The organism is Pseudomonas helleri (assembly GCF_009600315.1).
Classification (GTDB): domain Bacteria; phylum Pseudomonadota; class Gammaproteobacteria; order Pseudomonadales; family Pseudomonadaceae; genus Aquipseudomonas; species Aquipseudomonas helleri_A.
This window is the reverse complement of record NZ_WIWC01000021.1, coordinates 62119-75376: the sequence shown is the minus strand read 5'-3', so window position 1 is coordinate 75376 and position 13258 is coordinate 62119. Positions and strand designations below refer to the sequence as shown.

At 57.6% G+C, this 13258-nt stretch carries 10 protein-coding genes; 7 read left to right on the top strand and 3 right to left on the bottom strand.

Going from position 1 to position 13258, the window contains the following annotated elements; genetic code table 11:
* Nucleotides 1-273: 273 nt before the first annotated feature.
* A complete protein-coding gene (locus GHN86_RS14045; protein ID WP_153380454.1) occupies nucleotides 274-1122 on the top strand; it encodes a DUF2242 domain-containing protein in 849 nt (282 codons plus the stop codon).
* A 256-nt stretch (nucleotides 1123-1378) separates the two neighbouring features.
* Here GHN86_RS14045 and GHN86_RS14040 read toward each other — a convergent pair whose 3' ends face one another.
* Nucleotides 1379-2419: an AraC family transcriptional regulator gene (locus tag GHN86_RS14040; RefSeq protein ID WP_323369426.1), complete on the bottom strand. Its 1041-nt coding sequence runs from the start codon at nucleotides 2417-2419 to the stop codon at nucleotides 1379-1381.
* Between the two features lie 4 nt (nucleotides 2420-2423).
* Complete coding sequence (locus GHN86_RS14035; RefSeq protein ID WP_153380456.1) at nucleotides 2424-3554, bottom strand: carbon-nitrogen hydrolase family protein; 1131 nt, start codon at nucleotides 3552-3554, stop codon at nucleotides 2424-2426.
* A gap of 506 nt (nucleotides 3555-4060) precedes the next feature.
* Here GHN86_RS14035 and GHN86_RS14030 point away from each other — a divergent pair.
* The 5 genes from GHN86_RS14030 to GHN86_RS14010 all read left to right on the top strand — a co-directional run bounded on the left by GHN86_RS14030 (nucleotide 4061) and on the right by GHN86_RS14010 (nucleotide 10493).
* A complete protein-coding gene (locus GHN86_RS14030) occupies nucleotides 4061-5599 on the top strand; it encodes an ABC transporter substrate-binding protein (RefSeq protein ID WP_228384886.1) in 1539 nt (512 codons plus the stop codon).
* A 9-nt stretch (nucleotides 5600-5608) separates the two neighbouring features.
* Entirely contained in the window at nucleotides 5609-6550 is a 942-nt protein-coding gene (locus GHN86_RS14025) for an ABC transporter permease (RefSeq protein ID WP_153386765.1), read from the top strand.
* Between the two features lie 65 nt (nucleotides 6551-6615).
* Complete coding sequence (locus tag GHN86_RS14020) at nucleotides 6616-7440, top strand: ABC transporter permease (RefSeq protein WP_228384885.1); 825 nt, start codon at nucleotides 6616-6618, stop codon at nucleotides 7438-7440.
* 2 nt (nucleotides 7441-7442) lie between these two features.
* Nucleotides 7443-9086: a dipeptide ABC transporter ATP-binding protein gene (locus GHN86_RS14015; RefSeq protein WP_153380464.1), complete on the top strand. Its 1644-nt coding sequence runs from the start codon at nucleotides 7443-7445 to the stop codon at nucleotides 9084-9086.
* 126 nt (nucleotides 9087-9212) lie between these two features.
* A complete protein-coding gene (locus GHN86_RS14010) occupies nucleotides 9213-10493 on the top strand; it encodes an OprD family porin (RefSeq protein ID WP_153380466.1) in 1281 nt (426 codons plus the stop codon).
* Between the two features lie 131 nt (nucleotides 10494-10624).
* Here the strand turns inward: GHN86_RS14010 and GHN86_RS14005 are convergent, their stop codons facing one another.
* Nucleotides 10625-11515 carry a GntR family transcriptional regulator gene (locus tag GHN86_RS14005; protein ID WP_153380468.1) on the bottom strand — a complete coding sequence of 297 codons (891 nt, stop codon included), beginning with the start codon at nucleotides 11513-11515 and terminating at the stop codon, nucleotides 10625-10627.
* 239 nt (nucleotides 11516-11754) lie between these two features.
* On the opposite strand from GHN86_RS14005, the gene GHN86_RS14000 reads away from it, so the two are divergent.
* Nucleotides 11755-13251, top strand: coding sequence for a serine hydrolase domain-containing protein (locus GHN86_RS14000; protein ID WP_228389619.1), 1497 nt, complete (start codon nucleotides 11755-11757; stop codon nucleotides 13249-13251).
* Nucleotides 13252-13258: the final 7 nt, after the last annotated feature.

Below are 13258 nucleotides of genomic sequence, written 5' to 3'. Positions count from 1 at the left end.
CGGTAGTTCAGTCGGTTAGAATACCGGCCTGTCACGCCGGGGGTCGCGGGTTCGAGTCCCGTCCGCTGCGCCATATTTGCTTCAGAGCCCTTGAACTCTCTGAAGCTGCAAAAAAAGCGACCTTCGGGTCGCTTTTTTTGTGCCTGTAAAAATTACAACTTCGCACGGCTCATCAGTTGGCTACTACGTTAGTGCGAGTTCTTTAGATTGAAGCTCACGATCATCATGAACTGATGCACAATGCGCCCCGTACCGTTCTTTTCAGGATCATCAATGTTTAGGTCATTTCCCTTGCATACCGTTGTGGCAGCCCTTGTGCTGGTCGGGATCGCAGGTTGTGCATCGAAGAAACCAGCCGTCTACGAGAATGAAAACTTCGATGATTCAGGGACGTTCTCGCGTAACTACCCGGTTGCCGACAAGGCCTCGTGTGAGGCTGCGCGCCGGGCGCTGCTCAGTCAGGGCTATATCATCACCAGTAACGATCCGAAAATGATCAGTGGCCACAAGAGCTTCCAGCAGACGGGTGAAAGCCATCTGGAGATCAGCTTTAACGTCGTCTGTGCTGACGATGGCGGTGCGGCGCATCACTCCACCATGTTTGCCAACGCCTTGCAGGATCGCTATGCGCTGAAGAAGGTCAATAATTCCGCCAGTCTGGGTGTGGGCGTGTTGGGTTCGGTATCGATGCCGATTGGATCGTCCGATGATTCGATGGTCAAAGTCGCCAGCGAGACGGTCTCTTCGTCGCAGTTCTACGACCGTTTTTTCGCGCTGGTGGAAGTGTTTTTACCCAAGCAGGTGAAGAAAGAAGCGCATATCCCGGACAAGCCAAAAGCAGATTTAGGGGTGCCTGAAGTCTCGCCCGCCACAGTCGAGCCGGTAACGGCGCCGCAGTCGCTATCGCCCGCAGTGCCCGCGCCAGTTGTTGAACCCCAGCCGGCACCTGTGCAACCTGAACCCGTAATCAGCGAGCCTGTTGGCTCACAGCCGGTCGTGCCGCCGGTTGAAGCCGCGCCCATCACCCCGGTGACGACGCCAGAGGTGCCTGAGACCCCGGCGGTCACAGAGCCGGCCACAACCCCCACACCTACTGTTATAGAGCCCGCGACGGCTCAATAAGGGCGGGCTAAACCGAAAAGGTTCTGCTACGTTTATTGATCAGTGTGCATGTGCCCGTGAGCCTGTCATGTTTTCTTCATACGGGCACTTTATGCTCACCTGTAAAGCCGCTCAGGCATGACGTAAACGAACAGAGTTAAAGAGGATATAGCCATGGATGACTATCAAGAAGAATTGCTCGAGCTTCAGGCTTTCGAACTTGATCCGCTGGACCCTGCAGAGGACGCCACCGAGCTTTAATCAAGGCCGGTGTCGTTCACACAGATTGACGCTGGCGACGGCGGAACTCTCCCGGAGTCTCCCCGTTCCAGCGCTTGAATGCCCGCTGAAATGCCTCTGCCGAGGCAAACCCCAACAAATAAGCAATTTCGCCAAAGGCCAATTCCGTATCGCGGATATAAGTCATTGCGAGGTCGCGCCGTGTGTCATTGAGAATCGCCCGGAACTGCGTGCCTTCTTCTGCCAGCTTGCGGCGCAAGGTCCAGCTGGGCAGCTTCAGCCGTGCGGCGACTTCTTCCAGCCCGGGTTCCTGACCACCATTGAGCAAGGGGCCGAGCAATTGCGTTATGCGTTCGCGAAGACTTCGGGTGCGGGTCATCTGCTCCAGCTCGCGCTCGCACAATTGCAGCAGGTGCGCCCATGTGCTTGGGCAGTGCACAGGGTTGCGTAAGTCGAGGGTGGCGTGGTTGAGGCGCAGTTGATTGGTCTGGGCGCCAAAATTGACCGCCGCGTGGCTCAGTCCGCTGTAGTGCAGGGCGTAATCGGGTTCGTCGAATTCAATGTCAATGTGCTCGCTACGCAAAGGCTGGCCCGCAACGCAGGACAGTTGTTGCAGCCAGCCAGCGATGATGGAGTCGACCACAAAGCGGTTATAGGCGTTGTACGGGCTGATGGAGTAAAAGCGCAGCCAGGCACCTTGAGCGTCTTCATGCAGGCTGGACTGGCCGCGATAATTAGAGCCGTATAGAGGTTCAAAGCGAATCAATGTGCGGGCGGCTTCCCGAACAGTCGGTGCTTGTGCGGCGGTGACACCGGCCAGCCCGGCGTGTGGCAGTTGGCTCACCTGACCCATGCGCAGCCCTAGCGCGGGCTGGCCGGTGAGGGTGATTGCCGCATGTCCAAGACGCATGTAGCGGGGTATCGACAAGCGCGCCAGCGGCTGCGCCAGGCGCGCCGGGTCCAGTCCGTACTCAGCCAGTAACGGTAGCGGGTTGTAGCCATAGCTGCGCACAGCGTCTGCCAGGCAATCCACAAAGCCTGTCGACAGGTCGCCCAAGCGTATGGCCAGCGGTTTCACGGGCTTACAACCAGAGGTTCAACAGTCGGGCGCCTGTGCCGGGGATGTCCGGGCTGGTCTGGCCATTGCGACTGATAAAGCCGTGTCCGACACTGCGTTTGTCCCAGAATTTGCCGCGATGAAAGACGGTGATTCCGGCTTGAGCATTGCTGCTGGGAACGCTGCTGATCAGGGTCAGACGGTGCCAGGCTTCACCTTCACTGACCTCGCCGGGCTTGAGGCTGATCTCGCTGGGTGTTGACACGCTTTTATAACCACCCCACGGGCTGTGCCACGTGTCTTTGCCAATGATAAAGGCTGGCACTGCAATCAGTTGCGCGCCTTTATCGTTGAGGGTGCGGTAGTTTTCCGGGTACCAACTGTCACTGCCCAGCAATATGCCCAATCGCCCCGCAGGGGTGTTGACGACATTCAGTTCATGGTCGGGGCTGGGCTGGATATAGCTTTGCTCTTCGTAGGTGGGTAGCAGTTGCGGTTGCGGTGTACCCATGAGCGCCCCGTCGCGACCAAATACCACGCTGATGTTGTACAGCGGCCCTTTGCCAGGCAGCAGCGTGCCGTTTTCCACGCGCGGCTCGGGCAGAGCAATACTGCCCGCAACCAAGGTGACGCCGAACTCTTTGGCCAACCCGCCAAACAGGGCTTGGTAATCACGGGCCATGCTGTCCGCTTTCATGCGCAGGTGCGCGTCGTTCGCCCGGCTTTCACCGTCAGCCCGCAGCCAGGCATTGGCAAAGTCCAGCGGGTTGCTGAGCGCCAGCCAGCGCATGGCGTCATTCAAACTGGCCGCCTGATACAACTCATTCTTTTCGCCGCGAAACACCAGCCAAGTGCCGATGTGCTCAGGCAGCACCACAATGGTTTTGTCATTAAGCAGCCCGGCCTCGCGTGCGCTGTTCAGGTAGGCAGCCAGTTTCAGATGGACAAGATCCAGACTTTGATAGTCACGCGGAGACAGTTCTGGCTCAACGCCTAGTAGGTTGCCGCGCTCTTGATTGACGCCGTCGTTGATGGCGACCTGGATTCGCAGATCGGACAGGTAATGGCCGACGTCACGTTTTTGGGTCCACAGGCCATAACCGGCGGCAGCGGCGACAAGGGCAATAAATAAGGTGCAGCCAATTAATTTACGCATGAGAAATAGAGCGACAGCCGTAAGCAGAGACAGAGCAGTGGGTTCGGGGTTGGCTCAAGGGTAACGTAAAACCACTCTTTGGCCGGTTTTTTTCCTGACCAGTAGCTCTGCATCCGGCCGTAGCCGTTGCCTGAGACTGGGCTAGGGCGGAGAGTTGCTTGTGCGAGAGGTAAAAACAAGAATTCTGCCAAGACGCGATGGTGGCGTATTTTTGGGTCTTCAGTGTATTTTAAATCATAAAAAAACATTGCAATGATAAAAGCAGGCTGCAATTATGCTCTGGCGATTATAAAAATACATGTCCGCCGGGTGTTAAGCCAGGTTGGAACTGAGCGCATTCACTGCGCCGGATCGACTTTCAAGAAGAACAACAATGAATTCAGCGATACCTCTAACGCCGGCCCTGCCCGTGGCCGTTGCCACCGTCCGGATCTCCTTGTGTGGAATGGAGTACTTCTCCCGTGCATAGCATTGTTAAAACAGCGTTGAGTGCCAGCGTGCAGGCTTTGAGCCTGTTCGCCCTGGCGACCACGGCGCAGGCGGCTGAAGCGCCGTCAGTCATCAAAGTCGGCCTCAATGCCGATATCCGCAGCACTGAGCCGGGTGTCAATCGCGACGAGAATACCGACGCCGTAGTCATGCACATGGTCGAGGGGCTAGTGGCCTATCGTGAAGATGCTTCCGTGGGGCCGCTGCTGGCTAAAAGCATTGATCTCTCGGCCGACGGCATGACCTATACCTTTGCGCTGCGAGATGGCGTGAGGTTTCAGAACGGCGCAGCGTTGACTGCGGCTGATGTGAAATGGACCTGGCAACACTACCTGAACCCCAAAACCCAATGGCGTTGTTTGCCTGAGTTTGATGGGCGTGGCGGGGCCAAAATTGTCGATATCGCTACCCCTGACCCCCACACTGTGGTCTTTCAACTGGACCAACCCAATGGCTTGTTCCTGGCGTCGATGGCGCGTCCTGACTGCGGCGGTAGTGGCATTTTGCATCCTGATTCAGTGGACGCGGAGGGGACGTGGAAAGCCCCAATTGGCACCGGCCCGTTTCAGTTGGGTGACTGGCAGCGTGGACAATATGTGGAGTTGAATCGCTTTGCCGAGTACAGCGTGCGCGGCGAAGCCGCCGTTGATGGCTACACCGGCAATAAACAACCGTTGGTGGATAAAGTTCGCTTCGTGGTGATACCCGATGTGGCATCGGCCAAGGCGGCCTTGTTGGCAAAGGGCGTCGACCTGTTGCCTGATGTCACTGCGCTGGATGCCGAGGAGCTTAAGGCCACGCCCGGCCTGAACATATCGGTCAGCCCGATCATGGCCATCTGCGGATTGTTATTCCAAACCCGTGATCCCTTGCTGCAAGACGTGCGTATCCGTCGTGCCATTGCCTTGTCGATGGATTACGTGCAGATGGTGGCCGCATTGTCCAATGGCTTGTCTACGCCGAACAATTCGGCCATTCCCCAAACCAGCGCCTACTACGATGGGGTGGCTCGCAGGGGTTACACCTATGACCTGGATAAGGCGCGAGCGTTGCTTGGCGAGGCCGGTTATCACGGTCAGCCAATCAAAATGCTGGTTAACAAGCGCTATCAGCAGATGTTCGACATGGGTGTGCTCACCCAGGCGATGGCCCAGGCCGCAGGGCTGAATATCCAGATGGAGACGCTGGAGTGGGGCACCCAGTTGGAGCGTTACCAGAGCGGTAATTATCAGATGATGTCGTTCTCCTATTCCCCGCGTTTTGATCCGGCACTGAGCTTTGACACTGTGATGGGTGACAAGGACAAGGAGCCCCGCAAGGTCTGGGACAACCCTCAGGCTCAAGCCATGCTGCGCGAGGCTGTGCGCGAGACCGACACGATCAGGCGTCAGAAGCTGTTCGATGCCTTGCACGCGATGATGATTGAAGAGGTGCCGATGGTGATCATTTACAACGGCACCACCATCGGCGCCTATCAGCGGCGCCTGGAGGGTTACCGCTCGTGGCCCATCGCCAAGCCCCGGCTGTGGGGTGTGCAATTGGTCAGTCAACCGTAGGGGGGCGTCATGTTTCGATTGATTTTGCAGCGGCTCGCCATGGCCGTGCCCACCCTGTTGCTGATTTCGCTAATGGTCTTCGCCTTGATCCGGCTGATTCCGGGCGATCCAGCGCTATTGATGCTGGGCGATATGGCCGACCCGCAGAGCCTGGCGGACATGCGCGCCTCACTGGGACTGGATCATTCGCTGGTGAGTCAGTACCTGATTTGGATCAAGGCCGTACTCAGTGGCGATCTGGGTTTTTCCATCACCAGCAAACAAGCGGTGCTGCCGCTCATTTTTGAGCGGTTTACGGTCAGTGCGCAGATCGTGCTGGTCTCGGTATTGCTGGCCACATTGATTGCCGTGCCCGTCGGCATGCTGGCCGCATGGAAGCAAAACAGCGCACTGGACCTTGGCCTGGTGGCCTCGGCAACGGTGCTGCTGTCGATTCCCAGCTTCTGGCTGGGCTTGCTCTTGTTGTATGTCTTCGGCATTCAGTTGGAGTGGCTGCCGGTGGTGGGCTATGTCAGTTTTGCAGATAACCCGTGGCAGGCGCTGACCTTTCTGGTGTTGCCGATTGTCACCCTCACGCTGGTGGAGTTTGGCTCCATCGCTCGTATGGCCAGGGCCAGCACGATTGAGGTACTGCGGCTTGAATACATTGCTCACGCCAGAGCCAAGGGGTTGTCCGAAGGCGCTGTGTTGTGGCGCCACGCGCTGCGCAATGCCTTCGCGCCGACCTTGACATTAATCGGCCTCATTCTGGGCAACTTGTTGGGCGGCATTGCGGTACTGGAGACCGTGTTCACCCTGCCGGGTATTGGCCGCTTGATGGTCGACTCGATCTTTGCCCGCGACTACCCCGTGCTTCAGGGCTGCCTGCTGCTGATTACCGGCATCTATGTGTTGGTCAACCTGTTGGTGGATTTGCTCTATCCGCTGTTTGATCCGAGGGTGAAATTATGAGTGCCAAGTTACCTGTGGCGCCGCCTGGCTATGTGCCTGCTACCGATACTGAAACTGTCAGCCTGATGCGCCGCAGCTGGCGCTACCCGCCAGCCAACGTGCTTATAGGGGGCGGTTTGTTGCTGTTGCTGGTGGCCATCGCACTGCTGGGCCTGGTCTGGACACCCTATGATCCGTTGCGTCTTGACCTGCTGGCCCGCCTCAAGCCACCGTCTGCGGCGCACTGGCTGGGTACCGATGAATTTGGTCGTGATGTGCTGAGTCGCCTCATGATCGGCGCTCGCACCAGCCTGTGGATCAGCTTGCTTTCAGTCAGTGTGGCAGTCGTTGCCGGAACCCTGATCGGCCTGCTTGCCGGCTATATGCGCGGTTGGACAGACCGTTTGCTGATGATGATTAACGATGCCTTGCTGGCATTCCCCGGCATTCTGATGGCGCTGGGCATCATGGCCATTATCGGTGCAAGCCAATACGGCATTGTGCTGGCGCTGGGGATTGCTTACACCCCCTCGGTGGTGCGTGTGGTACGCGGCAGTGTGCTGTCATTGCGTGAACTGGAATTTATCGAAGCGTCCCGAGTGATCGGCAATTCGCAGCTGTACACCTTGTTCAGGCATATCGCGCCCAACTGCCTGGCGCCGCTGTGTGTGCTGGCAACCAGCATGTTCGGCTGGGCCTTGCTGTCTGAAAGCGCCTTGAGTTTTCTCGGGCTGGGCGTGCCACCGCCTGCGGCGACCTGGGGCAACATGCTTGCTGCCAGCCGTCCCTACATCGCCTCCGCTAGCTGGCTGGGACTGTTTCCGGGCCTGTTCATCTGCCTGGCTTTGCTGGCGATCAACCTGTTTGGCGATGCCTTGCGCGATCGTCTCGACCCGCGCATGAGGAAGTGAGCATGACTGAGCCAACCACACTGTTGTCCGTAGAGCACTTGAGCATCCGAGTCGGTAGCGATGGCCCGCTGGCGGTCGATGATCTGAGCTTCAGTGTTGCGCCCGGCGAAATCGTCGCGCTGGTCGGCGAGTCGGGCAGTGGCAAGACCATGGCCGCTCGCGCCGTTATCGGCCTGCTGCCCGCGCCCATGACCGTGTGTGCAGGGCGCATTGATCTGCACGGCGTGGATCTAGCCACGCTGGGCATTGAGCCTCTGCGCAAGATCCGCGGGGCTACCGTAGGCATGGTCTTTCAGGAGCCTATGGTCTCGCTTAACCCTGCTCTGACGATTGGTCGGCAGATGAGTGAGGCCTTGCGACTGCACACCTCGCTGAACACGCAGCAGATTCATGAGCGCTGCGTGCAGATGTTGGAGCGTATTGGCATCCACGATGCCGAGGGCTGCCTACTGTCTTACCCGCATCAATTTTCAGGCGGGATGCGTCAACGGATCATGCTCGCTTCGGTGATGCTGCTGCGCCCGGCGCTGTTGATAGCCGACGAGCCGACCACGGCGCTGGACTGTCTGGCGCAACTGGACGTTATCGAGTTGATGCTCGAGTTGACCCGTGAGCAGGGCACCGCCATTTTATTTATCAGCCACGACCTGTCGCTGGTCGCGCGTTATGCCGACAAAGTTGTGGTGATGCGCCACGGTCGCTCGGTGGAGCAGGGCGGCATTGAAGACATCTTGCTGGCGCCCAAGGCGCAATACACCCGTCAGTTGCTCGAAGCCTTACCTCTGCGCGGCACGCTGCCTGTGCTGCCAGACGCAGACAGACCGTTGCTGGAAGTCGATAACGTGTGCATAGAACACCCCGGAGCAAGGAGTTTCTGGGGGACGTCACAGCCCAATCGCGTGGTGCATTCGGCCAGCCTGAGCATCGCGCGGGGCGAGACACTTGCGCTGGTGGGGGGCAGCGGTTCAGGCAAGACCACCTTGGGCCGTTCTGTAGTCGGGTTGATAAAACCGTGCGCGGGCAGTATCCGTTTTGAGGGGGTGGACATACTCAAGGCGGCCAACCGTAGCCATCGTCTTGAGTGTCAGATGATTTTTCAGGATCCGTTTTCATCGTTGAATCCGCGCATGAAAATCGGTGACATCCTTGTCGAGCCGCTGCGCCATGAGCCGGGCATGAGTGCTGCCAGTCGTGCCGAGCGGGTGCGTCAAACCCTGCACGACATTGGTTTGGCCGAGCACTTCACCACGCGTTTCCCGCATCAGTTGTCCGGTGGTCAACGTCAGCGGGTAGCCATTGGCCGGGCCTTGGTCAGGCGACCGAAACTGGTGATCGCCGACGAACCTATTTCCGCCCTGGACATGACCATCCAGAAGCAGATTCTCGAACTGTTCGAGCGCTTGCAAAGCCAATACGGTTTTGCCTGCCTGTTTATCTCTCACGATCTGGCTGCGGTGGAGCGTATTGCCCATCGGGTGGCGGTCATGAGCCGGGGCAAGGTGGTCGAAATCGGCACGCGTGAAGCCGTGTTCGATTCACCGCAACATCCATACACCCGACAACTGCTGGCCGCGGCCAGCCCATTGGAAAAAATCGAAGGCGGTGGTTACCGAATCAGACCGGGCGTTGTGCCCGGGGCTCTTTAGCACCCTCGATGCGTTAAACCCCAGGGCATGAAGCGTGCGCGGATCGCTGATCCGCGTGATGGGCGTAGCCATGTCTGAAGAAAACAAAAACAACTCATTAAACATCTTCTGCCAGGAGCCAACAGCATGAAACTACTTATGAACCACGCCGTGACGGGGGCAGGTCTGATCGGCGCAAGTCTATTGCCAGGTCTTGCTCACGCAGACTTTATTGGCGACAGCAGCGCCGCGCTGGAATTGAAAAACTATTACTTCAACCGCGATTACCGCGAAGACGCCGGGCAGTCCAAGCGTGACGAGTGGGCGCAGGGTTTTATCCTCAAAGTGCAGTCGGGCTACACCGAAGGCACGGTAGGGTTTGGCCTGGACGCCATCGGCATGCTAGGCCTCAAATTGGACTCCAGCCCTGATCGCTCCGGCACCGGCATTCTGGCCCGTTCCGGCACGTCCGAGCCGGGTAAGCCCAGCTATGCACGACGGGCTGAGGACAGTTATTCAAAGTTGGGCATCACTGGCAAGGTGCGGCTCGCCAAGAGTGATCTGAACATCGGTTACCTGGTGCCCGACATGCCCACGCTGCAACCCAACGGCAGCCGGCTGTTTGCCCAAAGTTTCCAGGGCGCGGCCTTGAGATCCAGTGACATCAAGAACCTGGCTCTGGCGGCTGGTCAAATAGATCAAGTGCAACAGCGCGACTCGATGGACTATGAGGACATGGGCCTGACCAGTCAGTACGGGGCGTATAAAAGCACGGCAAAAAGTGATCAATTTCGCTATGCCGGTGGGGATTACAAGCTCACTCCCGATATGACCGTGAGTTACCAGTTTGCGCAACTGCAAGACCTCTACCGTCAGCACTACGTGGGTTTGAAGAACAGCTTTGCGATTGGCCTCGGCGCACTGAAAACCGATATCCGTTACTTCGATGCCGGTAAAGATGGTGCAGGGTTGGCCGGGAAGGTTGATAACCGTGCGTTGAGTACGCGAGTTGCCTACAGCTATAAAGGCCATACCCTGGGTGGCGGGTATCAGGGGCAGTACGGCTCAACGCCGTTTACCTACGTCGATGGCACCAATACATTCCTGTTTACTGAGTACCAACTGGGCAACTTCTCCCAGACCGGGGAGCGCAGCTGGCATGCGCGGTACGATTACGACTTCGCGGCACTGGGGGTTCCGGGCCTGACCTTTTCGACCCGCTATGCCAAGGGCGACAAAGCAAAGGTGATCGGTTTTGCGGGGGAGGGGCGTGAATGGGAGCGTGATTCGACGCTCACCTATCTTGTGCAATCAGGCACGTTCAAGAACGTATCGCTGCGCTGGCAGAACGCTACCGCGAACAGTAACTACACCCGTGACACAGATGAGAATCGGGTGATTATTGGCTATAGCCTGGCGTTGTGGTGACAGTCACTGGCGGCAGTTTCGCAGCAGATGTCGAGCAGTGCGAGGGTGCGTTAGATGGCGCAGCCTCAACCTGTTGTCGGGGCTTACAATCGCTTCGCGACCGAACGCAGCCTCGCGCTGCTCGTCAGCTGCTACGAGGTTTGCATGCCGGTACTGCGCGCTACACCCATCTGGCTGGCGACTTCCAGATGGCGCTTGAGCAGGGTCGATGCCCATTGGTTATCACCCTGTTCGAGTGCATCCAAAATGGCCAAATGCTCCCGGCATGAGGCTTTTACTCGTTCTACGTTATTGACTGAGTGAAATTCGGTCAGGCGCCGCAAGCGGTTTTGTTGCTGAACCGCTTGCAGAATAAACGTGTTACCCGAAGCCGCCGCCAGCAGTTCATGGAACTCGGCGTTACTTTCAAAAAAGCTTTTGTTATCGACCCGGCCCTCGAGCAATTCGACCTGTCGCTCACGGCAACGTTGAAAATGCTCTGAATTGAGCTTGAAGGTCGGCTCCAGCAATCCCGCCGGCTCCAGCAGCATGCGAAAGCGATAGCTTTCAAAGCGCTTCTCTTTGGAGCTCAAGGTGGGCAAGAAAATCCAGCCGTGGCCATGTTTGCGCTGCATAACCCCCTCATCGGACAAACGAAGCAGGCAGCGGCGCAGTACGCCTTTGCTGACGTCATAGCGGCGCAACAAGTCGCTTTCCATGATCTGGTCGGGCAGTTGCTGGTTCAGGCGATCATCAATCAGGCGTCGATACAGTTCTTCGTCTTCCCCGCGCAGTTGCTGCGCTTCGAGTCCGATGTTTTTGACGGCATTCAGTGGGACGCGGAAGCCTTGCTGGGCCAGCGGCTCAATCAACTGTTGTTGCGCAAGCCAGACCAGCGCACCGCGCACGGGTGAGCGGGACACACCGAAACGTTGGGCAATCTCCACTTCCTTGAGATGGGCACCGGGCTGCAAGTCGCCTGACTGAATGGCATTGAGAATCTGCCCGGCGACTTTGGTTTGCAGTGATGTGAGCTGACTCATTGTCGTTAAGGTTCCAAAAACACAATGGGCACAAGGATACCTGAATCCAGCAGTCGTGCATGTGCCGTATTTGCGGGGTTTTAGCCATAAGGGTTGTGCGCGGACAGTGACTTATTTTGCATTTAAATACATTGAGAGTCTTTCGCTGGTCTTTAATTGTGTATTATTGAGCATCTAAATACATTGCCGGGATAGGCTCACGTACCCCGGTTCCAAGTGAGATTACGTTAATGACAGACATGCACTTGCCCAGAGCGTTGCCGTGCGAAAAAGGCGTCGATGCTCGCGGCATCAGTGACTTTATCGAGGCGGTCAATGCTGTCGGCCTGGAGTTGCACAGCTTTATGCTTTACCGAGCGGGGGCTGTAGTTGCCGAGGCGTACTGGTCGCCGTATCGCGCTGATCGCCCGCATGTTCAGCATTCCGCCACCAAGAGCTGGGCCGCAACCGCCGTAGGCTTGCTGGTCGATGACGGGCGTTTGTCGCTGGACGACAAGGTGGTGAAATTTTTTCCGGATGATTGCCCGCCCGTGATCAGCGACAACCTGGCGGCGATGACCGTAAGGGACTTGCTGACCATGCGCACCGGTCATCAGCGCGGCATTTCCGGCGGTGCCTGGCGAGGTCTGCGAGACAGTTGGGTCAGGGCGTTTCTCGCTGAGCCGGTAGCGGACAGGCCGGGCGAGCATTTCATCTACAGCAGCGGTTCGAGCTTCATGCTCTCGGCAATTGCCACACGGGTATCGGGTAAAACCCTGCATGAGCTGTGTACTGAGCGTTTGTTTACGCCGATGGGCATGGGCCGTATCGACTGGGATATGGCCCCCGACGGCTTCAACACCGGGGGCAACGGGTTGACCTGTACGACCGAAGATTCACTCAAATTCGGTGTGTTGCATTTGAACCGCGGTCAGTGGCTGGGGCAGCAACTGCTTTCTGGTGAATGGATCGATGAGGCCACCCGCAATCATGTCGAGCATGTGTGGATGGGCGAGTTCGACGGTAAAAGGTTCCTTGGCCGTGAAGAAGGCGCGCAAGGGGCCGTGGCCAAGCGCGATGGCTACGGCTATCAGTGGTGGATGACCCGTCACGGCGGCTATTACGCCTCCGGAGTATTTGGTCAGCAATGCATTGTGTTGCCAGACCAGCAGACAGTGATTGCCTTCACCTGTGGTTTACCGCTGGGTGAACGGCGCTTGCATATGCTGATGTGGGAGCATCTGTTTCCCGCGCTGGATACTCCTGCTCGGTTACCCGGCCATGCTGAACAACAGCTGCAGACATTGATTGAGGGCCTGCATTTGCCCGAACTCTCTGGCGCTTGCGATTCCCCGGCGCTGCCTCTGTTGCAAGGGCAGTTCGACATTGAACCCAACGAAGATCAGGTCACTCATGTCAGCTTTGACTTCAGCGCTGGCGCCTGTGAATTCACCCTGAGCGATCATCGCGGCACCCATCGAATTGCGGTCGGGCTGGCGCTGGGCATTGAGAGCCAGACCAGCATGACCGGCAACTATTTACATCATCAATATCAGCCCGATCTCACGCCTGTCGTGGCTCAGGGACGCTGGACGGCAGAGCATGAATTCACCATGAACTGGCGTTTTGTCGAGACGGCCTTTAGTGACCGCGTGGTGTGCCGCCTTGAACAGGGCCAATTGTTTCTGGACCGCAGCGTCAATGCCAATGCTGGCCCTTTATTGCGTCCTACGTTGACCGGCACGCCCGTTCAATAGTGCCTTC